Below are 23965 nucleotides of genomic sequence, written 5' to 3' on the forward strand. Positions count from 1 at the left end.
GCGAATGTTGGAATCGGACCACTAGCTCGAGAAGCTGCCGCTGCGGTCGCTGAAGAGATCGAGCGGCTGCGCCGCGCCACCATTCGGCGTGGTGCCCGGGACCGAGGTCAGCGACGAGGAATTGCCCCACAGCGCCTGCACGGTGGATGACACAGGCTGGGCGTTGGCGTCGGCCTGGAACAGCGAACGGAACATCGGCGGGCGCGGCGGCGCGCCGGCATCGCTGGCCGACGCCAGCGTGACCGCCGCATTGGCGCGCGTGTCCGGAAACGTCTGCAGATAGGCCGCGTTGTCGATGACGGGCACGGCGGAGCCCGCGCTCGCGACCGCGCCTATGGAGGGCGCGTCACCATAGATCGCCATTGCCGAGCGCGTGGCCGGCGAACCTGCCGCAGCCGCATAGCGCTGGGTCAGCACCGAATAGACCTCGTAGACATTGCGCGCGCGCCCGTCGCGTTCGAAGAAGATCGAGCGGTTGGACGCGGCCGCATTGGGAAACAGCCGCGCCGCGGAGGCCTGCGGGTTGTCCTCGGCATTGGCGATCAGCTTGGCCGCGCCGCCGACGCCCATGAAATGGGCCATGTAGAGCTCGCTGTCGGTCGGGCGGCGGCCGAGCATCCCCGTCAGCTTGAAACTGTTGGACTGCGTCAGCACCGCCGCCATGGCGGAGGCAGCCTGCGGGTCGTCGCGCAGCTTCATGATCGACTGCCGCTTGGCGGGATCGCTGACCGAATAGGTGCCGGAGGGGGACTTGGTGATGGCGTCGGCGTGGGCGCCAAAGCCGAGCTGGGCGCCCGCCTCCTTCACCGTGCCGAGCCAGGTCTGCTCGATGAACTGGAACAGCCCGTGCGCCGAAGAGGTTGAGGCGCCCGCGGCCGGGTTGAAGTCGGACTCCATCTTCGCGGTGGTCAGCAGATATTCGAAGCTCGCGCCGGTCGCGCTCGCCGCCTGCTTGATGGCGCCGGCCACCCGCGGCGCGCGGGAGGGATCGACACCCGCCGAGGCGTTTGATGGATCGACCGCCATGCTTGCCCTGTTGCCTTGCGAAATGAACGCGCGGCTTCCTCGTCGCCGATCAATCGGCTGAAACGCCGTTCACACTGCGGCAATCATGGTTAATGCGAGGTTAAAACGGGCCTCGCGGCAGCCAGCATCCGGATCCAGCGCTTCAATCGATCAATGAAAGCTTCGCCTCGCCCGCACCGGTTTCGACCTTGCGGTAGAAGCAGGAGCGGCGGCCGGTATGGCAGGCGGGTCCCTGCTGCTCGACCCGGATCCAGACCGCGTCCTGGTCGCAATCGATCCGCATCTCGACGACCCGCTGGGTATGACCCGACGTCTCACCTTTCCGCCACAACGCCTTGCGGGAGCGGCTGAAATACCAGGCATCGCCGGTCTCTACCGTGCGCCGCAGCGCCTCCGCATTCATATGCGCGACCATCAGGACGTCGCCGCTTTTGGCGTCGGTGGCGACGCAGGTGACAAGGCCGGACGCGTCGAATTTAGGCTGCAGTGCCAGCCCCTCCTCGCGATCTTGGTCGGTTGTAGACACGGGAACCCTCGCAAATCTTTCGCGAGGTTACCGGTTCGGTCCTCGCACCAAGGACAGGAAGCGCGCCTGCTCGGCAGGATTGTCGCGAAACATGCCAGTGAAGCGGCTAGTGAAGGTCGTCGCGCCATGCTTGGCGACGCCGCGCACCGACATGCAGGTATGCTCCGCCTCGATCAGGACCGCAACGCCGCGCGGCTTCAGGATTTCATCGATCGCGGCAGCGATCTGGGCGGTGAGGTGCTCCTGGGTCTGCAGGCGGCGGGCGAAGATGTCGGTCAGCCGCGCCAGCTTTGACAGGCCCACCACCCGCTCCACCGGCGTATAGGCGATATGCGCCTTGCCGTAGAACGGCATCATGTGGTGCTCGCACTGCGAGGTGAACTCGATGTCGCGGACGAGGACGAAATCGTCATAGCCGGCGGTCTCGCCAAACGTGCGGTCGAGCACCTCGGCGGGGCACTGGTGGTAGCCCTGATAAAGCTCATCGAAGGCTTCGACGACCCGGCGCGGGGTGTCGAGCAGACCCTCGCGGTCGGCGTTCTCGCCGATATAGCCAAGCAGCGTCTTGACTGCGGCTTCCGCTTCGGCGCGCGAGGGGCGCGGCTGATCGGCGCGCACGAGGGCGGCCATGAACTCCGAAGGGTCGAGTTCGGCGGGGCGGGTTTCGGCAGGCTTGCCGGGGCGAAGTGGCTTGATAGTGGCGCCGTCCATGTCTTCTCCGTTCGACCGGTCGCGACGCGACCGGAGTGTCACCGGGCAGACGGGGCGGTTCTGCCGCCGGGCGCCTGAGTCCCCAAAGTCTTGCTGCAATCCTAGCATCCGGCGCGGTCGGTTGGCCCTGCAATTCGGTCAACCGAGGCCCGCCAGCCGGGCTGTATTTCCAGCAGTTGCATCCATATATAAGACCCTGAAACCGGCCCGCCAAGGGCGTGTTCCGCCCGGAACGGCGGGGAGTTCGCACATGCTGAACGACATCTACAACAAGCGCATCATCGAACTCGCCGGCAACATTCCGCGCCTTGGCCGCCTTCCCGATCCCGATGCCAGCGCCACCGCCCATTCCAAACTGTGCGGTTCTACCGTCAAGGTCGACCTCAAGATGGACGGCCCCCTCGTCACCGACTTTGGCCATGAGGTGAAGGCCTGCGCGCTCGGACAGGCCTCCTCCTCGATCATGGCGCGCCATGTCGTGGGCTCGACCGCCACTGAACTGCGCGAGCTGCGCGAAGCCGTCCGCCGGATGCTGAAGGAAAACGGCGCCCCCCCGCAAGGCAAATGGGCCGATATCGGCCTGCTCGAGCCGGTGCGCGACTTCAAGGCCCGCCACGCATCCACCATGCTGACATTCGATGCGGTGGTCGATGCGATCGGCCAGATCGAGGCCAAGGCGAAACAGCCGGCCGACGCAGGCTGAATTCGTCGTCCTGAGACTAATTCGCTATTGCGACGGCGTGGCGGCGCGGCCGCCGGTCGGAACCACCGCTTCCGCGGTCCTGGTCGACTTCGCCACTTGCGTGGGGGCCTCGCTGGCCTTGGCGTCAACGCGATCCTGCGCCTTCGGCGCCAGCTCGGCCATCGGCACGGCCGTGATACCCGTGTGCGGCAGCACGTCGGCGACCAGCTCGGTCGTCGCCAGGTTGGTGCGCTGCAATTCCGCGCGCGACAATTCGTGGAGGTCTTCCCATGGCGGCACGCTGAGCGCGAGCGACAGCAATTCGCCTGCCCCGCCCATGTCGAACGTGTATCTGGCGAGCCGGCCGATATCGCGCTCCACGATCATCAAATCCTGCGCCGTGTAGCTCGCGGCCTTGGGATCGTCGGCACGGTCGCCCATCCAGATCTGGTGCACCCGGACATGAGCGGCTTCCGGCACATAGCGCGCCTTGCCCGACAGCAGCAGGAACACGCACATCGACTCGCAATAGGCTTCCGGCATCACGCTGGTGCGTTCGCCCGGCGCGCCACGCTGCACGCTGATGCCGACCGTGGTCAGCATGCCAAGGTTGCGGAAATGGCGGCCGAGTATGATGGAGTCGTTGACCGATCCGCCGCTGGAATCGAGCACCACGGTCGCGCCGTTAAGCTCGCGCCCGCGGGCAAAATCCTCGAAATCCTTCGGGCTGTCCGCCGTCACGACGCCGACCGCGCTGACCCAGCCGCGGCAATCGGGCTGGCAGGCCACCCAGGAAAACTTCATCGGCAGCTTGCGCTCTTCAAGCGCTGCGCCGGCGTGCGCCGAATTGCCCAGCGTCGTGACCGCGCCAGGCAATGCGATACAAAGGGCGGCGGCGCCAAGCAGCACCCATCCGCGGAGATCAGGCGACTTCAAGCGTATCAAGCCAGTTCCTTCCCCCAAGGCCCCCTTCACGGCGGCGACGGTGATGGAATTTGCCCCATGCCAACGCCACATGATTCTGTCATGGCGGCGTTATGAAGAGGGTAGTCATGCGGCGCGCGATCGTCCATAGAACCTTTGCTGCACCGCCGATCAAATCATGCATTTTCTTCAGACTGTGGCGCAATTAGCGGCGCCCTGTGAGTTCCTTGCACTGGAACCCCGCAGAACCACGGCTAAGATCGCGGCTCATTGCTCATGAAGCATTCATTTGTTCACCTGCGCTGCGCCGACTGTGCGAACTCGCTGGCGCGAGTTCCGCGCAATGCGGGCCGTGTGCTGATCTGGATCTATCGCCATACGCTGTCGCCGCTGGTCGGCTACAACTGCCGCCATCTGCCGACATGCTCGGTGTATGGCGACGAGGCGATCGAGCGCTTCGGCTTGTGGGCCGGCGGCTGGATGACACTGGCGCGGCTGTTGCGCTGCCATCCGTTCGGCACCTCAGGGATCGACAATGTGCCGCGCGAACTCTCGCCTCGCGCGCGCTGGTACCTGCCCTGGCGCTACGGCCGCTGGCGCGGCGTCAATCCGGGCTAGGGCACCCCGCTGGGTCCGTCGGGGTCGCCGCATGGCTCCAAGGCCCCTGACGCATTGCATGGAACCGCAAGCCGCGTCCTCGCGTTGATTTGATGCTTCCCGTTGGGAGGAAACAACAATGCGCTGGAAAATCAGCCGCCATGGTCACGATCCCAGGCAGGTGGATCTGTTGGCCGTCCTCGCCCTCCTCGTCCTGATCGCGGTCGCCTACGACTATTTCACCCGCGATCCGCAGCCGCGCAGCTCGACGTCCTTCGTGGTGCCGAGCCAGCATGTGCGCTGGTGAAGACCGGCGGGCCCTTTCGCCTGTCCGCGGCCCGGCCAAACCGCCTGATCACTGCATCAGATGCCTGGCGAGCGCGTGGAACGCCGGCAGCGTGGTCGGATCGTTGTTGCCGTTGGCCGCCAGCGGATGCGAGGCGAAGCGCGCGATCACCATCTCGGCCTTGGGATCGATATAGATCGACTGGCCGTGAATGCCGCGCGCCATGAACGCGCCGTGCTCGTTGTTGGAGACCCACCACATGTCGCGGTAGCTCCAGCCGGGAAGCGTCGCATAGCCGGCCTTCTCGAAATCGGATGTCTTGCCGCCCTTGCGGATGTCGTCGACGACAGCCTTCGGCACGATCTGCTGGCCGTTGTAGTTTCCGCCAAGCCGCATCATTTCGCCGAACCGCGCCATGTCGCGCACCGTGAGATTGAGCCCGCCGCCGGCGAACTCCGTCCCCTCGCTGTCGATCAGCATGTAGGCATCCTGCTCCATACCGAGCTTCTGCCAGATGCGTTCCGACAACAGATCGCCGACCGGCTGCCCGGACGCGCGCCGGACCAGCCAGCCCAGCACGTCGCTGTTCACGGTCTTGTAGGCGAAGGCCTGTCCATGCTCGCCTTCCTTCTTCAGCGTCTTGAGGAAGCCGTAGAAGCTGGTCGGGCCCGCATAGCCCGGCGGCCGCGGCAGCACGCCGCCCGCTCGCACATGATCCCAGATCTCCGCCTTGGGATCGGCGTAGTTCTCTGAATATTTCACGCCGATGGTCATATCCATGACCTGGCGCACGGTGGCATCGCCGTAGGCGGTGTCCTTCAGCTCCGGAATGTAGGTCGAGACGAGCGCCTTGTCGTCGAGCTTGCCTTCCGCGACCAGCATCGCACCGAGCGTGCCGAAAAACGACTTCGTGACCGACATCGCGATGTGCGTGGCATGCGGGTTCATCACGCCGAAATAGCGCTCGTAGACGATGCTGCCCTTGTGCAGGACGACGATCGCATCGGTGTAGTTGGCCTGAAGCGAGTCCGCCCAGGTCATGGTCGTGGTGCGGCCGAGCGGCTGGAAGGTGACGGCGTCGATATCCTCGCGCTCGGCGCGCGGAAGCGGCGCTGCGCCGCCCTCGCCGCGCCAGATGTTGCTCGACGGCATGAAGCGGCGGAAATTCGCAAACGACCAGCGCGTCTGCGGAAAGCGATGCATCGTGGCGTCGGAGAACAGGATCAGCTTGTCGGGCGGCGGTGGCGCACCGACCATCCAGCCCATCTTCACGGGATCGGAATCGGCGGCGCTGAGCGGCGGCTGGCCCTGCGCCAGCGTGGTTTCCGCGCCAAGCCCCATCGTCGCAGCCAGCATGGCAGCTCCTGCCATTGTTGAGCGGGTGGTCATGCGATCGCCTCCTCCCGGATTTGTTGTCTTCGTCCGCGGTAGCGCCGCCGTGCGATATATGTCAAATTCATAATATGATTTAAGTGATGAGCATATTTCATCATGCCCACGATCCGGCAGATCCAGATGGTCCGCACGCTCGCCGAGCATCGCCACTTCACGCGAGCGGCGAACGCGCTCGGCGTCACCCAGTCGGCGCTGACGAAAAGCCTGCAGGCGCTGGAGGACGAGCTCGGGGTGCGCCTGTTCGACCGTGGCACCGGCGAGCCGGAGCCGACCCTGTTCGGCGGGATCGTGCTCGACCATGGCCGGACGCTGCTGCGTGACATGTCGGAGCTGGTCCGGGAGATCGACCTTGCGAAGGGGCTGGAGACCGGAGGCATCACGGTGAGCGCCAGCGTGTTTCCCTCGGAGCTATGGGCGCCGCAGGCGCTCGGGCGCCTTGCGGAAGCTCACCCCAGGCTCAATTGCGTGCTGCGCGCCGGCGACGCCAGGCAGGCCGTGGACGATGTCAGCGAAGGTGTCTCCGACGTCGCGATCGCCGACGCGGCGGAAGCCGAAGGACGCGACAATCTTGACAGCGAGATCCTGGCGACGACGCGCCTTGCCATGTTCTGCAGGCCGGAGCACCCGCTCGCGCGGCGCCGGGTCGTCCGGCCGAACGACCTTCTCGAATATCCGTTCGCCGGACCGCCGCTGCCTCGCGCGCTGGTTGGTCGCGACCTGCTGAAGCTGGTCAGGACCGCGTTCAGCGTCGCGCCCGGCGGGCAGCTGGTGCCCCGCCTTTCGGTCGGGAGCTTCTCGGCCATGGCGCGAATGGTCCTGCACAGCAATGCGCTGGGCTGGGCCCCGGAGGTTCTGCTGGCCGACGACTTCAGGCACGGCGTGTTCAGGCAGCTCAAGACCGACGCGCCGGCCATCGGCGCGACCTTCGCGCTGTTTACCCGACGCAACCGGACGCCGTCGCCGGCCACGATCGAATTCGTCCAGCTGGTGAAGGCGATGCTGCCGTCGGGCGCGCGGCAATAGCGCGATCTGCTAGCGGAACCAGAGGAAGCCGCGCGGCCAGAGCTGCTGCCCGATCGGCGCGGGCGGCCGCGGCTTCCTGGGACGCGCGGGGCTCGGCGGCGCCGGCTCGGTCGAGGCGGTGGCATCGGCAACCGGCTCGTCGGCCGCGGTCCGCACCGAGAGCAGCAGGTTCGACTCGTTGGTGCGCCAGCGATAGCCGATGCCGAAATCTATCGGCTCGGCGCGGCGGAACAGCTCGGCATAGGATTGCTGGAACTTGCCTGGAAACTTCTCGATCGGACCCGCATAGCGGCCGAACGGGAAGAAGCGCCAGCTCTTCGGATTGTAATAGGCGAGCGGAATGCCGGAATCGTCCTGGATGATGGTTGCGCTGTTGGCGAGCAGGAAGTTGCGCACCGTGGAAAAATTGCCCGAATGCATCAGATAGGAGGCGCTCTTGATCAGGCTGTTGCCGGGCGCAAGCGTCGCGCAGAACTTCAGGAAGCCCGACGCCCTCACCCCGGCATTGGAAAGATCGGTCGAGAAATAATACAGCGTCCGCTCCACGCGATCGTCGCCGCTGAAGATGATGCGGATGCCCCGCGCGGGATTCCTCCCCGCATTCTCGCTGCCGACATGGACGATGCCGCTCGCATCCAGCGCGACCGGGGTGACTTCCTTGATGGTCTTGCCCGATCGCGCCAGGAACACGTAGAGGATCGGCAGCGTGCCGCTGATCTGGTCGGCATGCAGGTCGACCTTCATCTGCTTGGTGATGAAGAAGCTGAAGCTCAGGATCGAGCCGAGCGACCGCTCGACATTGTAGAGCGCGGCATTGACCGCGGAGTGCGGCAGCCTCGACAGATCGGGCACGAAGCCCGGCGGCTCGAGCGCGCTCAGCACGTAGGTCGTCGCCTTGCCGTAGAAGGCATCGGCGTAGAGGAAATCGGGGCCAGAGAACATGTAGAACATGGTCGGCTTGGGTGCCGCGAGGTTGGCGTCGGCCCAGGTGCGGATCTTCGACACCTGCCGCTGCTCGAGCTGGCTGAACGCGTTGTCGAAGAATCTGGCGTGGCGCTGCCAGGCCGGGTCGCCGGTCAAGGCGGCAAGCGGCGAGTCCTGCGCGGGGCTCATGCCGGCGAGGAAGCGCGCGGTGTCATTGGCGGTGACATCGGCCGCGCGCGCCGGCAACGCCAGCGCAACGAGGGTTGCCGCAACAGCCACGAGCTTGGAAAGGATACGCATGTCTATTCCCGGCCCGGTGATGCGGGGGCGGCCCGCTTGCGGAAAACGGCGTAGATCAAAAGACCCGAGGTCATGATCAACGCGCCAAACAACGATTGCAACGGCCGTTCCGTCAAGAGGTAGTACATCATGAATGCGGTCACGGTGAGGAAGATCAGCGGCGTGACCGGATAACCCCAGGCGCGGTAGGGCCGCGGCAGGTCGGGCCGCATGATCCGCAGCTTGATGACGCCAGCCACGGTGAAGAAGGAGCAGAACAGCAGCGAGAACTGGATGAAATCCAGCACCGCCTCGAAGCTGCGGGTGAACAGGAGCAGGCTGGCGACCGCAAGCTGGAACAGGATCGCGTAGGCCGGCGCGCCGTTGGCCGAGCGGCGCGCGAACAGCTTCAGCGCCGGAATGTCCTCGCCCATCGTCATCGTCACGCGCGGGCCGATCCACATCATGGCGCTGATCGAGGAGATCAGGCCGATGCAGATCATCCCCGCGACGATCCGGCCGCCGACCTCGCCGAAGATATAACGCCCGGAGATGCTGGCGACATCGAGCTTCCCGGCGAGTTCCGCCATCGGTGCGGTGTGCAGGAACACGGCATTCAGCGCGACATAGATCACGAGCACGATCAGCGTGCCCGCGAGCAGCGCCCGCGGCAGGTCCTGCTGCGGCGTCTTCATCTCGCCGATGATGTAGGTCGCCGCGTTCCAGCCCGAGAACGAATACATCACGAAGACGAGGCCGATCGCGAAGGGAGCGCTGACGACGTGGCCGAAATCCGCCGCGACGGGCGCAAAAGACACCGGCTGCGGCGTGCCGATGACGAAGCCTGCGACCAGGAACGCTGCGATCAGCGCCACCTTCAGGATGGTCGCGAACAGCTGGAAGGTGCCGGAATGCCTGACGCCGCCAAGCTGCACCAGCGACATCAGCAGGACCACGCCGACCGCGAGCGCCATGGGCGAGGCCGACGGCGCGACCGACTTGCCGTATTCGCCCAAGGCCATCGCCGCGAGCGCCACCGGAGCGGCAAAGCCGACGGTCGCCGACACCCAGCCGGCGAGGAAGCCGAAGGCCGGATGATAGGCGCGGCTGAGAAAATTGTATTCACCGCTGGAGCGCGGAAACATCGCGCCGAGCTCGCTGTAGGAAAACACCCCGCACAGCGCGACCAGGCCGCCGACCATCCACAGCAGCAGGATGGAAAAGCCGGACGGAATGTCCTTCACCTGGAAGCCGAGGCTGGTGAAGACCCCCACCCCCACCATGTCGGCCACCACGATCGCGGTCGCGACGACAAGGGAAACCCTGGCCGCCCTTCCAGGAAGCTGGCCCGGCCACACCCCGCTTTCCGCCTCTGATGTCGCCATGCCGGGTCCGTTCCCCCAAACGCGATGGTGCAGGCGGAAAAAGCCGACTTCAAGGAGCGTTAGTGGCGGTCGAACTGCCATCGCGAATAAGGTATTTTTATACCTCGATTGCCGGCAATATTGCGGCCGGACTGCTACGGCATTGCGAAATCGCTTCGCCGGTCCCACAATCGCGACACGATTGAATGTTCTGCTAAAGCCTTCCGGATGTGGGGAGTTTTTCCGGAAGCTTAACGTCACCTACACACCCGCGCGCCAGACTGACGCGTTGCCGGTGGAATTGGGGGGTGGATGGTCGGAGCGGATCCGAAATCCCGAATGCATGGGCGCGTGGGCCCGGCGCAATCGCCGGCCGCAATGATGCGCGCCTTGCGCTGGCGGAATTTCGCGATCGCCTGCATCGGCCTGCCGCTCACCCTGACGCTCGCGCAATGCGGCCGCGCACCGGCACCGTCAGCGCTCGCCGCCAATGCGCAGGTGACGAGCGGCGACAGCTTCGAGGACCGCTTCCCGGCGCCGCAATTCCGTGACCGCTTCCCGTCGTCAGGCGAAAGCCTCGCGCAGCGCCAGCTCGCAGACTTCGCGCCCAAGCGCACCGCAGCCAGCGAGCCCGCGCCCTACCGCGTGGCCTCGCTCGGGCCGCAGATTCCCTATCAGCGCCCGACGGCGAAGGAAGACCTGACCACGCTGGTCAGCATGAAGACCTCCGCCTTCCCCTATTTCGGCAACAACCCCGCCTCCGACTCGCCGTTCCTCAACATCTCCAAGGGCGACCGCCGCGGCCATCGCAGCTATAGCGGCCGCGTCTACTGGCAGGACGAGACCTATAACGACAGCCGCGTGCTGCTGCATGTGCCCGAGCATTTCGACGTGCGGCGGCCCGGCGTAATCGTGGTGTTCTTCCACGGCAACGGCGCGACGCTGGAGCGCGACGTGCGCGACCGGCAACTGGTGCCGCAGCAGATCTCGGAATCCGGCGTCAACGCGGTGCTGCTCGCGCCGCAACTGGCGGTGGATGCCGCCGACTCCAGCGCCGGCAAGTTCTGGCAACCCGGCGGCTTCAAGCGCTTCATGGATGAATCGGCGAGCCACCTCGCCCGCCTCTATGGCGATCCAAACTCCGCCAAGGCGTTCGCCAACATGCCGATCATCATCGTCGGCTACAGCGGCGGCTTCCTGCCGACGGCCTGGAGCCTGGACGTCGGCGGCATCCCGGACCGGGTGCGCGGCGTGTTCCTGCTCGATGCCGTCTATGGCGAGCTCGACAAGTTCGCCTCATGGATGGAGCATCACCGCAACGGCTTCTTCGTTGCCTCCTACACCCACTACACCGCGCGGCGGACCCGCGAGCTGATGGGCATGCTGCGCGAGAAGGGCGTCGGCGTCTCTGAGGACATGGGTGCGCCGTTGAAGCCCGGCGGCGCCGTGTTCGTCGAGACCGGCGAAGGCATCACCCATCGCGACTACGTCACGCAGGCCTGGACGCGCAACCCGGTCAAGGAAGTGCTGGTGAAGATGGCGGCGACACCGGCGATGCGGATCGCCGCCAGTGGGCCCTCAGCCAACCGATAGCGGATCAGCTCGCCGCGCCCAGAGCGTTTTCGAGCGACGGCCTGCCCCGGACTTGATCCGGGGCGACGACCGGTTCGCGTGAAGAAAACGCGTCAAAACAAGAATCGAGAGCATCGGTTCTGAATCCATCAGAGCCCATGCTCTAGCGGCCAGCGCATCAGCTCTTCGGCAGCTTCGGCATGCTCTCGACAAAGCCGTTGAAGCAGCTCAGCCGCTCGTCTTCTTCCTTGGTGAAGCGGCAATCCATCACACCCTTGGCGGCAGGCGCCTTTGGATTGGGCTTCGGCGGCACGACCGCATCGTAGCAGTTCAGCCGCTCCTTGGTCTGGTCGTCGATGTCGAGGCAGGCCTGCAGCCGGACCGCGACCGACTGGCCCTTGCCCGGCTTCTCCGGCGCGCCGCGCGACTTGACCTGCACCAGCGGCTTGCCCCCGACGGTCGGTGGCGGCTTGTCCTGCGCGAAGGCAGTCGCCGCATAGAGAACCGTCAGGAACGCCAGCACTATTCTCATGGCCCGTCACCCTCGTTGTCGTCGGTGGGGCGGCCGCGCCCGGGATCAAGGTCGGACCGGCTCGCCTTTCGATGCGGCCTTTTATCCCCGACCCGCTTGCCTTGCCAAGCGCCTGTAGGCCGGAAAAAGCCGGACCCCACCGGCCTATGCCGCGGCGGCCCCGGCCCGCCTTGGCCGGGTCAGGACCACGACCAGGAGCGCCAGCGCCATCAGGGTCATCCCGACGAAGCCGACGCTGTGGAACAGGTCGCGCGCGTAAAGCAGACCGCCGATCGCCGAGCCGGTGGCCTGGCCGACATAGAGCACCGAGGTGTTGAGCGCGACGGACGCCGGTGCGAGGGGCGGCGCGGCGGTGACGAGCCGGACCTGCTGCATCGAATTCGCCGACGCAAAGCCCAGGCCCCAGATCGCGACCGAGCCCGCCATCAGCGGATAGACGCCGGCACTCAGGGCCCAGCCGGAGACGCCGGCGAGCAGCAGCGCGGTGAAAAGCACCGACGTGCGCCAGGCGCCCCAGCTGTCGACGATGCGCGTTGCGATCATGATGCCGACAAAGCCGAAGACGCCATAGAGCGCGAACACGAGGCCGATGGCATCGGACCCGGCGCCGGTGAGCTTTGTCAGCAGCGGCCCCATGAAGGTGAACACCACGAACTGCCCGCTCATCTGCAGCGTCGTGATCGCGAGCAGCACCACGATCAGGCGGTTGCGGCCGAGATCGACCCAGGTCTTCAGATCGACCGGCGCGCCCTTCAGGCCGCGCGGCAGCCGCCACAGCAAGAGCGCGCAGGCGATCAGGCCGGCCGTGCCGACCTCGCCATAGACCACCCGCCAGCCATGGCGGCTGGCGATGATGGTGATCAGCGGCAGGCCGACGGCGGCCGCGAGCGACCAGCCGAGGAAGATATAGGCGATGGCGCTGCCGCGCCTTTCGACGGGCACGATCAGCGCGCCGGTGCCCGCCGCCTGCGGCGTATAGAGCGCGCCGACGAACAGCATCACCATGCGGATGATCAGCAGGCTCGTGTAGTCGGGCGCGAAGGCGGAGGCGACGTTGGCGAAGGCAAGCACGCCGAGCGTCGCCGCGAGCAGCGTGCGCCGCTCGATCCGGCTGGTGAGCCAGGCCGTCAGCGGCGAGCCGATGCAGAGCATGATCGCGCCGAAGGTGATCAAGAGCCCGGCGGTGCGGACGCTGACGGAGAGGCCTTCCGACAATTCATGCAGCATGCCGGCCGGCGCCAGTACCGAGCAGCCGGTGACGATATTGCCGAGCATGAGGGAGGTGGGAGCGAAACGGCGAGTCACTTTCCGACCATAGCAGATCTTTCCATGCATTTGCATGAAACCTTCTCATGCGTGGCATGACAAGAGCGCGACGGTGTTTCGAAACGCTCGCGCGTCGCTTCACCTGATAATCGGTGAGGCCAACGCGGTCACGGCGCGGGCGCAGCGCTCACGCTCGGGAGCGGCCCCATCGGACGGGGGCTGGTCGTCGCGACCGGACACGACGCCAAAAGCTGCGTCCATGCCGGTTCCAGCCCGGTGGTGTCGATGTCGAATGTTGCAAGGCCTGCCTTGCCGTCCGATGTCGACATGCTCTCGCCGACCTGCAGATGCGGCATCGCCGATACCGCCTTGACGGCGGCAGACGCGAGCGTGTCGCTCCAGACCTCGTATTTGCCGACCCGCGCCGGATATCTGCCGAACGCCACAAACCTGTCGGCGCCCGCCATCATCACCACCGTGCTCTTGCCGGCGGCTCCCTCGTCGAACTCCCGCACGAACATCAGTCGCGCGCGATCCTTGTTCTCGCAGAACAGGCGCCACTCCAACATCCGGAACGAAGCGCCATTGTCGCGTCGCTCCAGCGCAGTCTTGTGGATGTAGGGCCGAGCCGCCTTCTCCAGCGTCCACATCGTCTCAGGCAATGGCCGCGTGTCGATTCCGAAACGATAGAGTTCCGGCCGCGTCAGCAGGTGCATGGTTTCGAATTTGACCGTCCTGATCAGATCGTTGAGCTCGCGGTTGATCCCCATTGCGGCAAGGAAGGCGGCGCGCTCGCGATCGGCGGTCAACATCTGGCGCTGCCTGTAGTCAGCAAGCGCCTGCGCAGGCGGATGGCCGCGGACGACGAACACCAGCCTGGAGTTATGCACCCCCATCGCCGCATCGGGCGCCACCTCACGGGTCGCCGCGCCAAGGAACAGATAGCCGCAGGCCGAATTGCACATCGCGCCGCGCGTGGAGAGTTCGGCCTCAAGCTCGCCGCCCGCGTTCTTGATCTTCAGGCACGCCGCATCGACCTGCGTGCCGGCGGCGCATGCGGTCGCAATCGTTCGGCCAACCCGGGCGATCGCCTTGCGGCTGCGCAGCAACCGCCCGATGACGTAGGACTGCTCCACGTTTCCGCCGGGTGAGTGAAAGTAGATCGGGCGCTGCGTGTCCTTGACGCCGGCCAGAAAGCGGCGGATGCGCGCAGCCGCGTCACGATCCACCTCGCCCTCCACGGCGATCCAGCGATCACAGTTGACGCCACAGGCGTTGGCCGCCCCCTTGGCGAGGTAGATCGTGAACTTCGGGGCAAATCCGGCTTTCTCGGCCGTCGTCTCTTCCGCGCGCGATGCGCCGGGGATCGACAGCGAGGCCACCAGAAGCAGAAGACGGACAAACATGAGGCCGACGGAACCACGCGACGCGGAAGGAAAATGGCCTCGTGAGGTTAGACGACGAACGGCATGGTCGCAACGTCCGGTAGCGCATCGACGCCGGCGAAAACCCGCAGGCGCCGCGGTCTGGCCGGACCGCTCGCCGCAGCAAGGCTGACAGGCCGATTTTCTTGCTGTTGCCCGATTGCATCGCCCGAATCGCCTGCTATATCGCTGTTTCCCGCTTACCTGCGCTCGTTCGCAGGAGTGAGCCTTGAGGAGAAGCCATGTCCGACGATCACAAGTCCGAATCCGGATTCCAGTACAGCCTCAGCAATCTGAAGCCCGCAACCCCGCCGCTGAAAGTCACCCTCACCTTCCCCGACGGCGCCAGCCGCGAATTCCCGAAAAGCACCACCGGCCTCGAGATCGCCAAGGGCATCTCGCCCTCGCTTGCCAAGCGCACCGTCGCCATGGCGCTCGACGGCGATCTTGCCGACCTCAACGATCCGATCGAGCAGGACGCCAAAATCGAGCTAATCTCGCGCGATGACCCGCGCGCGCTGGAGCTGATCCGGCATGACGCCGCCCATGTGCTGGCGGAGGCCGTGCAGTCGCTGTGGCCGGGCACCCAGGTCACGATCGGCCCCGTGATCGAGAACGGCTTCTATTACGACTTCTTCCGCAACGAGCCGTTCACCCCGGAAGACTTCGCCGCGATCGAGAAGAAGATGCGCGAGATCATCGCGCGCGACAAACCTTTCACCAAGGAGGTCTGGGATCGCGAGAAGACCAAGCAGGTGTTCCGCGACAAGGGCGAGGCCTTCAAGGTCGAGCTGGTCGACGCCATTCCCGGCAGCGAGCCGATCAAGATCTACTTCCAGGGCGACTGGTTCGATCTCTGCCGCGGCCCGCACATGACCTCGACCGGCAAGATCGGAAACGCCTTCAGGCTGATGAAGGTCGCTGGCGCCTACTGGCGTGGCGATTCCAACAACCCGATGCTGACCCGCATCTACGGCACGGCGTTCGCAAAGCAGGAAGAGCTCGACGCGTATCTGAGGCAGATCGAGGAAGCCGAGAAGCGCGACCACCGCAAGCTTGGCCGCGAGCTCGACCTGTTCCACTTCCAGGAGGAAGGCCCGGGCGTGGTGTTCTGGCACCCCAAGGGCTGGACCATCTTCCAGGAGGTCATCGCCTATATGCGGCGGCGCCTTGCCGGCGAGTACAACGAGGTCAACGCGCCGCAGATCCTCGACAAGGTGTTGTGGGAGACCTCGGGCCACTGGGACTGGTATCGCGAGAACATGTTCGCGGCACAGTCGGCCGGCGACGAAGCCGAGGACAAGCGCTGGTTTGCGCTCAAGCCGATGAACTGCCCGGGCCATGTGCAGATCTTCAAGCACGGCCTGAAGAGCTACCGCGACCTGCCCTTGAGGCTTGCCGAGTTCGGCGTCGTGCACCGCTACGAGCCTTCCGGCGCCATGCACGGCTTGATGCGGGTGCGCGGCTTCACCCAGGACGACGCGCACATCTTCTGCACCGAGGAGCAGCTCGCCGACGAGTGCCTGAAGATCAACGACCTGATCCTGTCCGTGTACAAGGATTTCGGTTTTGAGGGCGATCTCACGGTCAAGCTTTCGACCCGTCCCGACAAGCGCGTCGGTACCGACGCGATGTGGGATCATGCCGAGCGCGTAATGGCGACCGTCTTGCATGAGATCCAGGCGCAGAACAACAACATCAAGACGCAGATCAACCCCGGCGAAGGCGCCTTCTACGGGCCGAAGTTCGAATATGTGCTGCGCGACGCCATCGGCCGCGACTGGCAGTGCGGCACCACGCAGGTCGATTTCAACCTGCCGGAACGCTTCGGCGCGTTCTACATCGACCATGACGGCGCCAAGAAGCCGCCAGTCATGGTGCATCGCGCGATCTGCGGCTCGATGGAGCGCTTCATCGGAATCCTGATCGAGCACTTCGCCGGCAATTTCCCGCTGTGGCTGGCACCGACGCAGGTCGTGGTCACCACCATCACCTCGGAAGCCGACGAATACGCCAAGCAGGTTCTGGCCGAGGTGCGGCGCGCCGGCCTGCGGGCGGAGATCGACCTGCGCAACGAGAAGATCAACTACAAGGTCCGCGAGCATTCGCTGGCGAAGATCCCGGCATTGCTCGTGGTCGGCAAGAAGGAAGCGGAAAGCCATTCGGTCTCGGTCCGCCGGCTCGGCAGCGAGGGCCAGAAGGTGATGCCGACGACCGAGGCGATCGCGGCCCTCGTCGAGGAGGCGACGCCGCCGGATATCGCGCGGGCGAAGCAGGCGACCGGATCGGCTTCATAATCGATCTAAAGTCGCTTTCGCTTCGCGCTCCTCCTTCCTATCTGGTTGGCAGATCAAACGACGAGAAAGAACCGACGTGCCCGACGCCCTTGAACTGTTGAAGACCCGCCGCTCGGCCAAGCCGCGCGAGATGACCGGCCCCGGTCCGTCGGCGGCCGAGCTCGAGACCATCCTCACCATCGGCGCGCGCGTGCCCGATCACGGCAAGCTCGCGCCCTGGCGCTTCATCATCTTCGAGGGCGAGGCGCGCGAGCGCGCCGGCGACGTCATCGCTGCCGTGTTCGCCCGCAAGAATCCGCAGGCGACCGCAGCCGAGATCGAGGTCGAGAAGAAGCGGCTTACCGACGCGCCGCTGGTGATCGGCGTGGTGAGCTCCACCAGGCCGCATCCCAAGGTGCCGCCGTGGGAGCAGGAATTGTCGGCCGGCGCGAGCGCGATGAACATCGTCACGGCTGCCACCGCGCTCGGCTACGGAGCCTGCTGGCTGACCGGCTGGTTCGCCTTCGACCGCGACGTGCTCGAAGGCCTTGGGCTCAAGGGCGACGAGAAGCTCGCCGGCTTCATTCACATCGGCAAGACCACGAAGCCGAACGAGGACCGCCCGCGGCCGAACCTGTCGGATATCGTCACGCGGTTCTAGCTCACGCCGCCTTCGAGGCACGGTGGCCGAAGCGGGCCAATAGCTCCGCGATCTCCTGCGCCGGCCGCGCCGCGCTGAACAGGAAGCCCTGCACCTCGTTGCAGCCTTCGGCGCGTAGCCAGTCGAACTGATCGATCGTCTCCACCCCTTCCGCTGTGGTGGTGATGTTGAGGCTGCGGCCAAGCCCGGAGATCGCCCGCACGATCGCCACGCAATCCGGCCGCTGCGAAAGATCCTTCACGAAGGAGCGGTCGATCTTGATCTTGTCGAACGGGAAGCTGCGGATATAGCTCAGGCTGGAATAGCCGGTGCCGAAATCATCCATCGAAATCCGCACGCCGAGCTCGCGGAGCTGATGCAGGATCGCGAGGTTGGCCTCGCTGTCGGCGAGGAAGATCGACTCGGTGATTTCAAGCTCGAGCCGCTTCGGCGACAGCCCGGACTGCGCCAGCGCCGAGATCACCACCTGCACCAGGTTGCGGCCGCGGAACTGCACCGGCGACAGGTTGACCGCGACCTTGACGTCGTCGGGCCATTTCACCGCCTCGTTGCAGGCTTCCCGCAGCACCCATTCGCCGAGCGGGGCGATCAGCCCGATGTCCTCGGCGACCGGGATGAACTCGGCGGGCGAGATCATGCCCTTGTCCGGATGCCGCCAGCGCAACAGCGACTCGAAGCCCGAGATGCGGTCGGCGGAGATATCGACCAGCGGCTGGTAATGCAGCTCGAACTCGCCATTGGCGAGCGCGCGGCGCAGGTCGAGTTCCATGTCGCGGCGCCGCTGCGCCTGGAGGTCCATCTCCTTCTCGAAGAAGTGGTGTATGCCGCCGCCCTCTTCCTTGGCGCGGTACAGCGCCATGTCGGCGTTGCGCATCAGTTCCTCGCCGCTCGCGCCGTCGCCGGGCGACAGCGCGACCCCGATCGAGGCGCCGATCACCACTTCCATGCCGTCGATGTCGTAGGGCGCGCTCAACAGCTTGATCAGCCGCACCGCACCGGCGCTCGCCTCGTTGGGCGAGGCGCCCGCGGCGATGATGACCGCGAACTCGTCGCCGCCGAGCCGCGCGGCAAGGTTGCTGCCGCGGATCTCGCCGCGCAGCCGCTCGGCCACCAGTTTCAGGAGACGGTCGCCTATCGGGTGGCCGAAGGAATCATTGACGTTCTTGAACAGGTCGAGGTCGATGCAGAGCACGGCGACGCGTCCGGCCTTCGGGTCCGCCAGCGCCTCGCGCAGCCGTTCCTGGAAAAATTCGCGGTTCGGCAGATTGGTCAGGCCGTCGTGATGCGCCATGTAGGCGATGCGCGCCTCGGCGCGGCGCCGCTCGGTGATGTCGGCGACCGCGACCAAATAGCCGTCGCGGCCCTCGAAGCCGACGCGCCGTCCGAAGGTCAGGACCTCGATCTCGCTGCCATCGGCCTTCAGGTGCCGCCAGGTGCGGCTGGAATGGTAGGCCTCGCCGATCTCCTTGAGCGCGCGGCTGTGCGAGGCCCATTCGTCCTGCGGCCAGATCTCGCGCAGCTTCATCGACAGGAATTGCGCGCGGCTGTAGCCATAGTGCTGGACGGCGGCGTCGTTGACGCCGAGGAAGCCGGTGGTTTCGGTGTCGAACACCCACATCGGCATCGGGTTGTTGTCGAACAGCAGGCGGAACGATTCCTCGCGCCGCTTGATCGGCGTGACGTCGGACACCGTCAGCGACAGGAGATTGCCGCCCTCGCTCAGGCGACGCCACAGTAGTTCGCTCGACGGGCGCCTGAGCAGCCGCGCCGCGCCCTGGTTGAGATGCACGATCTGGAAATCGGCAATGCTTCCTTCAGCGCTGCGGATCGCCGCGAGAGACAGCACGCCGTCCTCGGTGGTCGAGAAGATCGCATCGAGCAAATTGTACTGGCCGGCGCGCTCGTTGACATAGGTGCCGATCAGCGTGCCGCCCCAGCGCGACCAGGTCGGCAGCGCCAGCACGTCATAGGTGCGCACCATGCCGTCGCGCACGCAGTGGGCGGCGGCGAGGTAGGGACGGCCGTTGGCGAGCGCGTTGCCCGCCGCTTCGCCGAGCGCGGTCGCGCAGTCCGGCGGCAAGGCGCACAACGGCACGTCCCAGCGCTCGTCATCGAGCCATTTCTGGACATAGCGGCCGGTGCGCGTCACCTCGAAGCCGGCGTCGGCGTTCTTGAGCAACAGGATGTGGTCGGCGAGCTTGCCGAGGCTGCCCAGCATCACGTCCTCGTAGCGCGGAAGCGTCTCGCCGGGCTTGAGCGCCGCCTGCCATTTCCGGCGCAGCACTGGCACGTCTTCGAACATTTCGGTGTTGAGCTTTCCCGGCGATTTGCTGCTGGCAGCAACCATGACGTCCCCACGCGAGCTTTCTGCCCCTCACGCGGCATCCAATGCGCCGCCGCTTAATGCGATGTAAAAAAAGCAAGCTTCGCCCGGCCCATGGCCGATTATGACAGTTTTAAGTCACGCGATGGTTAGTGGCCGTTAGAGACTATGACAGCCGGCGCGCGGCGCGCGAGAGCCCTCAGCGCGCGATCACCTCGACTTCGCCGTCGACGCCGTTGACGACGTTGAACGGCCGCTCGAACACCTTGCCTTCGTTCTTGGCGATGGCGCGATATTCGCCTTCCGACAGCACGACCTTCGGGAAGGCGCCGATCGATTCCTTGATCACGTCGCCGCCGGGCGTGATCACCGACCAGGCGGTGTTGGCGAGCGCCTCGCCGCCCCGATCGCTGACCAGCTTCAGCGTGATGACAGCGGCGCGATGGGTGATGGTGACGTCGGTCAGCTTGCTCGCCTGCACGCGGATGTCGGAACGCACCACGGAATTGGCGTCGCCGTAATTGGAGATGATGTAATAGGTGCCTTCCGGCAGCAACACGACGTCGCCGGCGGCGACGTTCGGTACCAGCGAGGCGCGCTCGGCGGTCTCGAACTGGCTGCCCTTGTAGATCGCGAACGAAATCTGGTTCTGCGGAATCTTGCTGGTGCCGACGCGGCCCTCGATGCGCAGGCCTCCCGCCGGCAGGATGAAGGACTCGCGGTCGGTCTCGGCCTTCAGGCTCACCGCGCGCACGGTGCTGACGAGGCCAAGCGCGACATGGACCACGTAGTTGCCGGGCGGCAGCACGACATTGGGATTGGCGCTGCGGTCCTCGCGGATCAGCTTGAACGTGCCGTTGTCGTCGGGACGGTCGGGGAAGATGCGCCACACCAGCCCGGCATTGATCGCCGGCAGGTCCTTGCCGTAGCGCGCCGACAGCGACAGCACCGCCTGTCCGGGTGCCGCACCCGGCGGCGTCGTCGGCTGCGGCGGCACGCTCACCATCGCCGGCGCCGCTGGTGACGGCAGCGGCGACTGGGTCAGCGGCGGCGGCAGGTTGGACGCGGGTCCCGTGGGCGGAGCGAGATTGAGCGCTGGCCCCGACGGCGGATCGGGCACGGCGGCCGGAGGTATCGGCGGCGGGCGGTCGCTGAACAGCTGCGCCTGCGCCGCGCTGACGGGAGCAAGGAGCAGCACGGAAGCCAGCGCAAGCCATGGCGCGCCTGCGCGGCGGAATCGGTTGATGCCGTCACCCCCTGATCTCATCGTCATGCTTTTCACCGAAAACGCGGCAAATTCAAGCCTCAGCGGCCCGGTGAACACCGGGTTTTGGAACTGGGGTCATGCCGTGGAGGTCGGCGATGGCCCCGCCGCGGTCACAATGCACGCCTACCCACGCCTCTCCAAGCCCGGCCAAAATGGCATAAACCATGCCTGTTGGACGCGGTGGCGCAGCGCGGCCTCCGCGCATAATCTGAGGCTTGCGGGAATGCGCCTAAGCCGTTGGCGCGGAGGATTTTCTCGCTTCTGGGAAGATCCAGAAATTTCGGTGAGATTACGATGCTCGACAATTTGATCGGACGAAGCCAGAACGGACGCGGCGGCGACAAGGTCGGCCTCGGCAGCATTCGCCGGCCGGTGATCGGGCTTGCGCTCGGCGGCGGCGCGGCGCGCGGCTTCGCCCATATCGGGATCGTCCGCACGCTGGTCGCCCACGGCATCATGCCGAATGTCGTGGTCGGCACCTCGATCGGCGCGGTGGTGGGCGGCGCCTATGCGACCGGCCATCTCGACCGGCTGGAGAGCTGGGCGCGCGGCCTGCAGCCGCGCAATGTGCTGGGCTATCTCGACATCCGCCTCAACGGCTCCGGGCTGATCGGCGGCACCAAGCTCGCCGCCGAACTGGAGTCGGCGATGGGCGACAGCCTGATCGAGGATCTGCCGGTGAAATTCGCCACGGTTGCGACCGAAGTGCGCACCGGCCACGAGATCTGGCTGACCCACGGCCGCATCGTCGATGCGATGCGCGCTTCCTACGCGCTGCCCGGCATCTTCTCGCCGGTCATGGTCGGCGACCGCTGGCTGGTCGACGGCGCGCTGGTCAATCCGGTGCCGGTGTCGGCGGCGCGCGCCATGGGCGCCGAGATCGTGATCGCAGCCAACGTCTCGAGCGATGTGTTTGCCCACTCCACCACGATCTATTCGTACGGGGCGACCGGCGACGCCGCGGTCGCAGCCGCCTCCGAGGTGATGGACCCCTCCCCGCCCAAGCGCGGGCTCGGCCGGTTCTTCTCCGCCGAACGCACGGTGAAGCGCGAGTTCTTCGGCGGTGGCGGACGGCCCGGCATCTCCACCGTCATGGTCGACGCCTTCAACATTATGCAGGACCGCATCACCCGCGCGCGGCTCGCCGGTGATCCGCCGGACTATCTGATCTCGCCGCGCGTCGGCGAGATCGGCTGGTTCGACTTCCACCGCGCCGACGAAGTGATCGCGCATGGCGCGCGCGCCGCCGAGCGCGCTATGGAATCGATCCAGGAGGCCATCGGCATCCTGGCGCCGCCGGCCGATGGCGCCGACAAGGTGAAGAAGGACGAGGTCAGGCGGTCTTGATATATTCGCGCAGCGCTTCCTGCTCGCGCTCATATTCCTGGACGCGGTGCTTGACGATATCGCCGATCGAGATCAGCCCGACCACCCGTCCGTCCTCCACCACCGGCAGATGACGGAACTTGCCGAGCGTCATCATTTCCATGATGCCCGCGACGGTATCCTTTTCCCGGCAACTCACGACCTTGCGCGTCATCACCGCGCTGACGGGCTCTTCGAGCACGCCGGCACCGCGTTCGCTCAGGACGCGCACGATGTCGCGCTCGGAGAGGATGCCGTCGATCCGGCCCTCCTTCATCACCACCACGGCGCCGATCCTCTTCTCGCCGAGAATCTTGATGGCCGCGGCGAGCTTATCGTCCGGCCCGACATTCAGAACCTGATGACCCTTGGAATCAAGAATTGCACGCACCGTCATTGTCGCCTCCCTGAATCCGTTCGCGCGCCCACCCGAGCAGGCTCGACCCGATCGTTGCCGGGTCAGCATCAACAGTTTCGCGCCGGTTTCGTTTCAGGCGCCGCTGGCGGGCGCAGCTTTATTCGGCTGGTCAGCCAGCCTGTCTCTTGCATCGTGCTGAGTTCGATGATGGATGAAATCGGGCGGCGCCGCAAGCGCCTGCATCACACCTGATCTGGTGTGCCAGGCGGCGGCGCTTCGACTGCGTCGGCCGGCGCGCGCGGCACCGGATCGAACAACGAGAACAGCAGCAGGCCGGCGAAGAAGCCGCCGATATGCGCCTGCCAGGCGACGCTCGCGCCGTCCATCCCGAGTTCGAGCGACCAGACGCCGAACACGATGTTGACGCCGAACCAGATCGCGAGAAAGGACAGCACGCGGCGGTTGCGCAGCGCCTGCGACAGCGACAGCGCCGGCACCCTGGCCGCCGTGTCGGCATCGCCCCGGCCGAAGGACAGGAAGCTGCCCTGCACGAACGCGAAACGCATGGCGGCCGCCATCGTGCCCGAGACCGAGGCCGAGGCCCCGATCATCGGCGCCACCGCATGCTCGTGGGTGATGAGATGGGCCAGCGCGCCCGCCGCAGCCGTCACCGCCATGAAGACGAAGAACCTGACGGCGCCGAAACGGCGCGCCAGCGCGCTGCCGAACGGCAACAGCCACAGCACGTTGAACACGATGTGGGTGAGATTGGCGTGCAGCAGCGAATAGGTGACGAAGGTCCAGGCCTTGGCACCCGCGCCGCCGGGAAAGGTGTAATCGAGCAGCGTCGGATCATAGCGCTTCGGGATGAAGCCGAAGACGTCGATGGTCCAGTTCTCCCATTCCGGGGACAGCAGCACCCGCAGGTGGATCAGCGCGATCAGGACCACATAGGCCGTCAGCGCCGGCGGCAGCGTCAGGATCGGCTCGCGCACGCGCTCGGCGGGAACTTCTGATCCGGGCGGCGGTGATTCGGGAGCGTATTCCATGAGCGGCGGCTTGAGCGGGCGATAAGCCCTGATAGGCGGCTTTGCCTCGCCTGTGCAAGTGCACAATGGGACAATCTCCCGTGTCCTGCACGCTTTGCGTGTTCCGGACGCGGTGCGGCAAGCTTCCCGGTCCCG

The 23965-nt window shown here is 65.9% G+C and carries 22 protein-coding genes; 8 read left to right on the forward strand and 14 right to left on the reverse strand.

The genetic code is table 11. The features are described 5' to 3' along the window. Nucleotides 1-21: 21 nt before the first annotated feature. From QOU61_RS24670 to folE, 3 genes are all read right to left on the reverse strand, one after another. Complete coding sequence (locus QOU61_RS24670) at nucleotides 22-1026, reverse strand: transglycosylase SLT domain-containing protein (RefSeq protein ID WP_289653798.1); 1005 nt, start codon at nucleotides 1024-1026, stop codon at nucleotides 22-24. Nucleotides 1027-1168: 142 nt separating this feature from the next. Then, nucleotides 1169-1552, reverse strand: coding sequence for a phosphoribosyl-AMP cyclohydrolase (hisI, locus tag QOU61_RS24675; RefSeq protein WP_289653799.1), 384 nt, complete (start codon nucleotides 1550-1552; stop codon nucleotides 1169-1171). Between the two features lie 27 nt (nucleotides 1553-1579). Then, the gene (folE, locus tag QOU61_RS24680) at nucleotides 1580-2263 is read right to left on the reverse strand and encodes a GTP cyclohydrolase I FolE (protein ID WP_289653800.1); all 684 of its coding nucleotides are present in this window, start codon (nucleotides 2261-2263) and stop codon (nucleotides 1580-1582) included. Nucleotides 2264-2513: 250 nt separating this feature from the next. On the opposite strand from folE, the gene QOU61_RS24685 reads away from it, so the two are divergent. Then, on the forward strand, nucleotides 2514-2966 hold the full coding sequence (locus QOU61_RS24685; protein ID WP_289653801.1) for an iron-sulfur cluster assembly scaffold protein: 453 nt from the start codon (nucleotides 2514-2516) through the stop codon (nucleotides 2964-2966). Nucleotides 2967-2990: 24 nt separating this feature from the next. On the opposite strand, the gene QOU61_RS24690 is transcribed toward QOU61_RS24685, so the two are convergent. After that, a complete protein-coding gene (locus QOU61_RS24690; RefSeq protein ID WP_502876976.1) occupies nucleotides 2991-3887 on the reverse strand; it encodes a COG3904 family protein in 897 nt (298 codons plus the stop codon). Between the two features lie 258 nt (nucleotides 3888-4145). Here QOU61_RS24690 and yidD point away from each other — a divergent pair, with 258 nt between their 5' ends. Both yidD and QOU61_RS24700 read left to right on the forward strand, forming a co-directional pair. Then, nucleotides 4146-4487: a membrane protein insertion efficiency factor YidD gene (gene yidD / locus QOU61_RS24695; RefSeq protein ID WP_289653803.1), complete on the forward strand. Its 342-nt coding sequence runs from the start codon at nucleotides 4146-4148 to the stop codon at nucleotides 4485-4487. Nucleotides 4488-4605: 118 nt separating this feature from the next. After that, on the forward strand, nucleotides 4606-4773 hold the full coding sequence (locus tag QOU61_RS24700) for a hypothetical protein (protein ID WP_289653804.1): 168 nt from the start codon (nucleotides 4606-4608) through the stop codon (nucleotides 4771-4773). Between the two features lie 48 nt (nucleotides 4774-4821). Here the strand turns inward: QOU61_RS24700 and QOU61_RS24705 are convergent, their stop codons facing one another. Further along, a complete protein-coding gene (locus QOU61_RS24705; RefSeq protein WP_289653805.1) occupies nucleotides 4822-6141 on the reverse strand; it encodes a serine hydrolase in 1320 nt (439 codons plus the stop codon). Between the two features lie 102 nt (nucleotides 6142-6243). Here QOU61_RS24705 and QOU61_RS24710 point away from each other — a divergent pair, with 102 nt between their 5' ends. Beyond that, entirely contained in the window at nucleotides 6244-7170 is a 927-nt protein-coding gene (locus tag QOU61_RS24710; RefSeq protein WP_289653806.1) for a LysR family transcriptional regulator, read from the forward strand. A 9-nt stretch (nucleotides 7171-7179) separates the two neighbouring features. Here QOU61_RS24710 and QOU61_RS24715 read toward each other — a convergent pair whose 3' ends face one another. Together QOU61_RS24715 and QOU61_RS24720 are read right to left on the reverse strand one after the other, a co-directional pair. Then, the gene (locus tag QOU61_RS24715) at nucleotides 7180-8394 is read right to left on the reverse strand and encodes a hypothetical protein (RefSeq protein WP_289653807.1); all 1215 of its coding nucleotides are present in this window, start codon (nucleotides 8392-8394) and stop codon (nucleotides 7180-7182) included. A 2-nt stretch (nucleotides 8395-8396) separates the two neighbouring features. Beyond that, on the reverse strand, nucleotides 8397-9758 hold the full coding sequence (locus QOU61_RS24720) for an APC family permease (RefSeq protein ID WP_289653808.1): 1362 nt from the start codon (nucleotides 9756-9758) through the stop codon (nucleotides 8397-8399). Nucleotides 9759-10049: 291 nt separating this feature from the next. On the opposite strand from QOU61_RS24720, the gene QOU61_RS24725 reads away from it, so the two are divergent. After that, on the forward strand, nucleotides 10050-11330 hold the full coding sequence (locus tag QOU61_RS24725) for an alpha/beta hydrolase (protein ID WP_502876818.1): 1281 nt from the start codon (nucleotides 10050-10052) through the stop codon (nucleotides 11328-11330). A gap of 157 nt (nucleotides 11331-11487) precedes the next feature. Here the strand turns inward: QOU61_RS24725 and QOU61_RS24730 are convergent, their stop codons facing one another. The 3 genes from QOU61_RS24730 to QOU61_RS24740 form a co-directional block, all read right to left on the reverse strand. After that, nucleotides 11488-11841: a hypothetical protein gene (locus tag QOU61_RS24730; RefSeq protein WP_289653809.1), complete on the reverse strand. Its 354-nt coding sequence runs from the start codon at nucleotides 11839-11841 to the stop codon at nucleotides 11488-11490. Nucleotides 11842-11985: 144 nt separating this feature from the next. Then, the gene (locus QOU61_RS24735) at nucleotides 11986-13176 is read right to left on the reverse strand and encodes an MFS transporter (RefSeq protein ID WP_289661729.1); all 1191 of its coding nucleotides are present in this window, start codon (nucleotides 13174-13176) and stop codon (nucleotides 11986-11988) included. A 98-nt stretch (nucleotides 13177-13274) separates the two neighbouring features. Further along, on the reverse strand, nucleotides 13275-14513 hold the full coding sequence (locus QOU61_RS24740) for a COG3904 family protein (RefSeq protein WP_289653810.1): 1239 nt from the start codon (nucleotides 14511-14513) through the stop codon (nucleotides 13275-13277). A gap of 260 nt (nucleotides 14514-14773) precedes the next feature. Between QOU61_RS24740 and thrS the strand changes: the two genes are divergently transcribed. Continuing rightward, the gene (thrS, locus tag QOU61_RS24745) at nucleotides 14774-16828 is read left to right on the forward strand and encodes a threonine--tRNA ligase (RefSeq protein WP_289653811.1); all 2055 of its coding nucleotides are present in this window, start codon (nucleotides 14774-14776) and stop codon (nucleotides 16826-16828) included. Nucleotides 16829-16904: 76 nt separating this feature from the next. Further along, nucleotides 16905-17468: a nitroreductase family protein gene (locus tag QOU61_RS24750; protein WP_289653812.1), complete on the forward strand. Its 564-nt coding sequence runs from the start codon at nucleotides 16905-16907 to the stop codon at nucleotides 17466-17468. Nucleotide 17469: 1 nt separating this feature from the next. Here the strand turns inward: QOU61_RS24750 and QOU61_RS24755 are convergent, their stop codons facing one another. Next, nucleotides 17470-19815, reverse strand: coding sequence for a putative bifunctional diguanylate cyclase/phosphodiesterase (locus QOU61_RS24755; RefSeq protein WP_289653813.1), 2346 nt, complete (start codon nucleotides 19813-19815; stop codon nucleotides 17470-17472). Nucleotides 19816-19990: 175 nt separating this feature from the next. Continuing rightward, nucleotides 19991-21058, reverse strand: a complete 1068-nt coding sequence (locus QOU61_RS24760; RefSeq protein WP_289661731.1) for an RgsD C-terminal domain-containing protein — start codon at nucleotides 21056-21058, stop codon at nucleotides 19991-19993. A gap of 294 nt (nucleotides 21059-21352) precedes the next feature. Here QOU61_RS24760 and QOU61_RS24765 point away from each other — a divergent pair, with 294 nt between their 5' ends. Then, nucleotides 21353-22405: a patatin-like phospholipase family protein gene (locus QOU61_RS24765; RefSeq protein ID WP_289653814.1), complete on the forward strand. Its 1053-nt coding sequence runs from the start codon at nucleotides 21353-21355 to the stop codon at nucleotides 22403-22405. On the opposite strand, the gene QOU61_RS24770 is transcribed toward QOU61_RS24765, so the two are convergent. Further along, on the reverse strand, nucleotides 22392-22820 hold the full coding sequence (locus QOU61_RS24770; protein WP_289653815.1) for a CBS domain-containing protein: 429 nt from the start codon (nucleotides 22818-22820) through the stop codon (nucleotides 22392-22394). The two genes, QOU61_RS24765 and QOU61_RS24770, sit on opposite strands and share 14 nt — an antisense overlap. Before the next feature lie 203 nt (nucleotides 22821-23023). After that, entirely contained in the window at nucleotides 23024-23830 is an 807-nt protein-coding gene (locus QOU61_RS24775) for a rhomboid family intramembrane serine protease (RefSeq protein WP_289653816.1), read from the reverse strand. Between the last annotated feature and the right edge of the window lie 135 nt (nucleotides 23831-23965).

The organism is Bradyrhizobium sp. NP1, from assembly GCF_030378205.1.
In the GTDB taxonomy this organism is placed as follows: Bacteria; Pseudomonadota; Alphaproteobacteria; order Rhizobiales; family Xanthobacteraceae; genus Bradyrhizobium.

Coding starts and splice junctions, on each gene's coding strand:
- QOU61_RS24670 (WP_289653798.1), bottom strand. CDS start 1,026: ATGGCGGTCGATCCATCAAACGCCTCGGCGGGTGTCGATCCCTCCCGC.
- folE (WP_289653800.1), bottom strand. CDS start 2,263: ATGGACGGCGCCACTATCAAGCCACTTCGCCCCGGCAAGCCTGCCGAA.
- QOU61_RS24685 (WP_289653801.1), top strand. CDS start 2,514: ATGCTGAACGACATCTACAACAAGCGCATCATCGAACTCGCCGGCAAC.
- yidD (WP_289653803.1), top strand. CDS start 4,146: ATGAAGCATTCATTTGTTCACCTGCGCTGCGCCGACTGTGCGAACTCG.
- QOU61_RS24700 (WP_289653804.1), top strand. CDS start 4,606: ATGCGCTGGAAAATCAGCCGCCATGGTCACGATCCCAGGCAGGTGGAT.
- QOU61_RS24705 (WP_289653805.1), bottom strand. CDS start 6,141: ATGACCACCCGCTCAACAATGGCAGGAGCTGCCATGCTGGCTGCGACG.
- QOU61_RS24710 (WP_289653806.1), top strand. CDS start 6,244: ATGCCCACGATCCGGCAGATCCAGATGGTCCGCACGCTCGCCGAGCAT.
- QOU61_RS24715 (WP_289653807.1), bottom strand. CDS start 8,394: ATGCGTATCCTTTCCAAGCTCGTGGCTGTTGCGGCAACCCTCGTTGCG.
- QOU61_RS24720 (WP_289653808.1), bottom strand. CDS start 9,758: ATGGCGACATCAGAGGCGGAAAGCGGGGTGTGGCCGGGCCAGCTTCCT.
- QOU61_RS24725 (WP_502876818.1), top strand. CDS start 10,050: ATGGTCGGAGCGGATCCGAAATCCCGAATGCATGGGCGCGTGGGCCCG.
- QOU61_RS24730 (WP_289653809.1), bottom strand. CDS start 11,841: ATGAGAATAGTGCTGGCGTTCCTGACGGTTCTCTATGCGGCGACTGCC.
- QOU61_RS24735 (WP_289661729.1), bottom strand. CDS start 13,176: ATGCATGGAAAGATCTGCTATGGTCGGAAAGTGACTCGCCGTTTCGCT.
- QOU61_RS24740 (WP_289653810.1), bottom strand. CDS start 14,513: ATGTTTGTCCGTCTTCTGCTTCTGGTGGCCTCGCTGTCGATCCCCGGC.
- thrS (WP_289653811.1), top strand. CDS start 14,774: ATGTCCGACGATCACAAGTCCGAATCCGGATTCCAGTACAGCCTCAGC.
- QOU61_RS24755 (WP_289653813.1), bottom strand. CDS start 19,815: ATGGTTGCTGCCAGCAGCAAATCGCCGGGAAAGCTCAACACCGAAATG.
- QOU61_RS24760 (WP_289661731.1), bottom strand. CDS start 21,058: ATGAGATCAGGGGGTGACGGCATCAACCGATTCCGCCGCGCAGGCGCG.
- QOU61_RS24765 (WP_289653814.1), top strand. CDS start 21,353: ATGCTCGACAATTTGATCGGACGAAGCCAGAACGGACGCGGCGGCGAC.
- QOU61_RS24770 (WP_289653815.1), bottom strand. CDS start 22,820: ATGACGGTGCGTGCAATTCTTGATTCCAAGGGTCATCAGGTTCTGAAT.
- QOU61_RS24775 (WP_289653816.1), bottom strand. CDS start 23,830: ATGGAATACGCTCCCGAATCACCGCCGCCCGGATCAGAAGTTCCCGCC.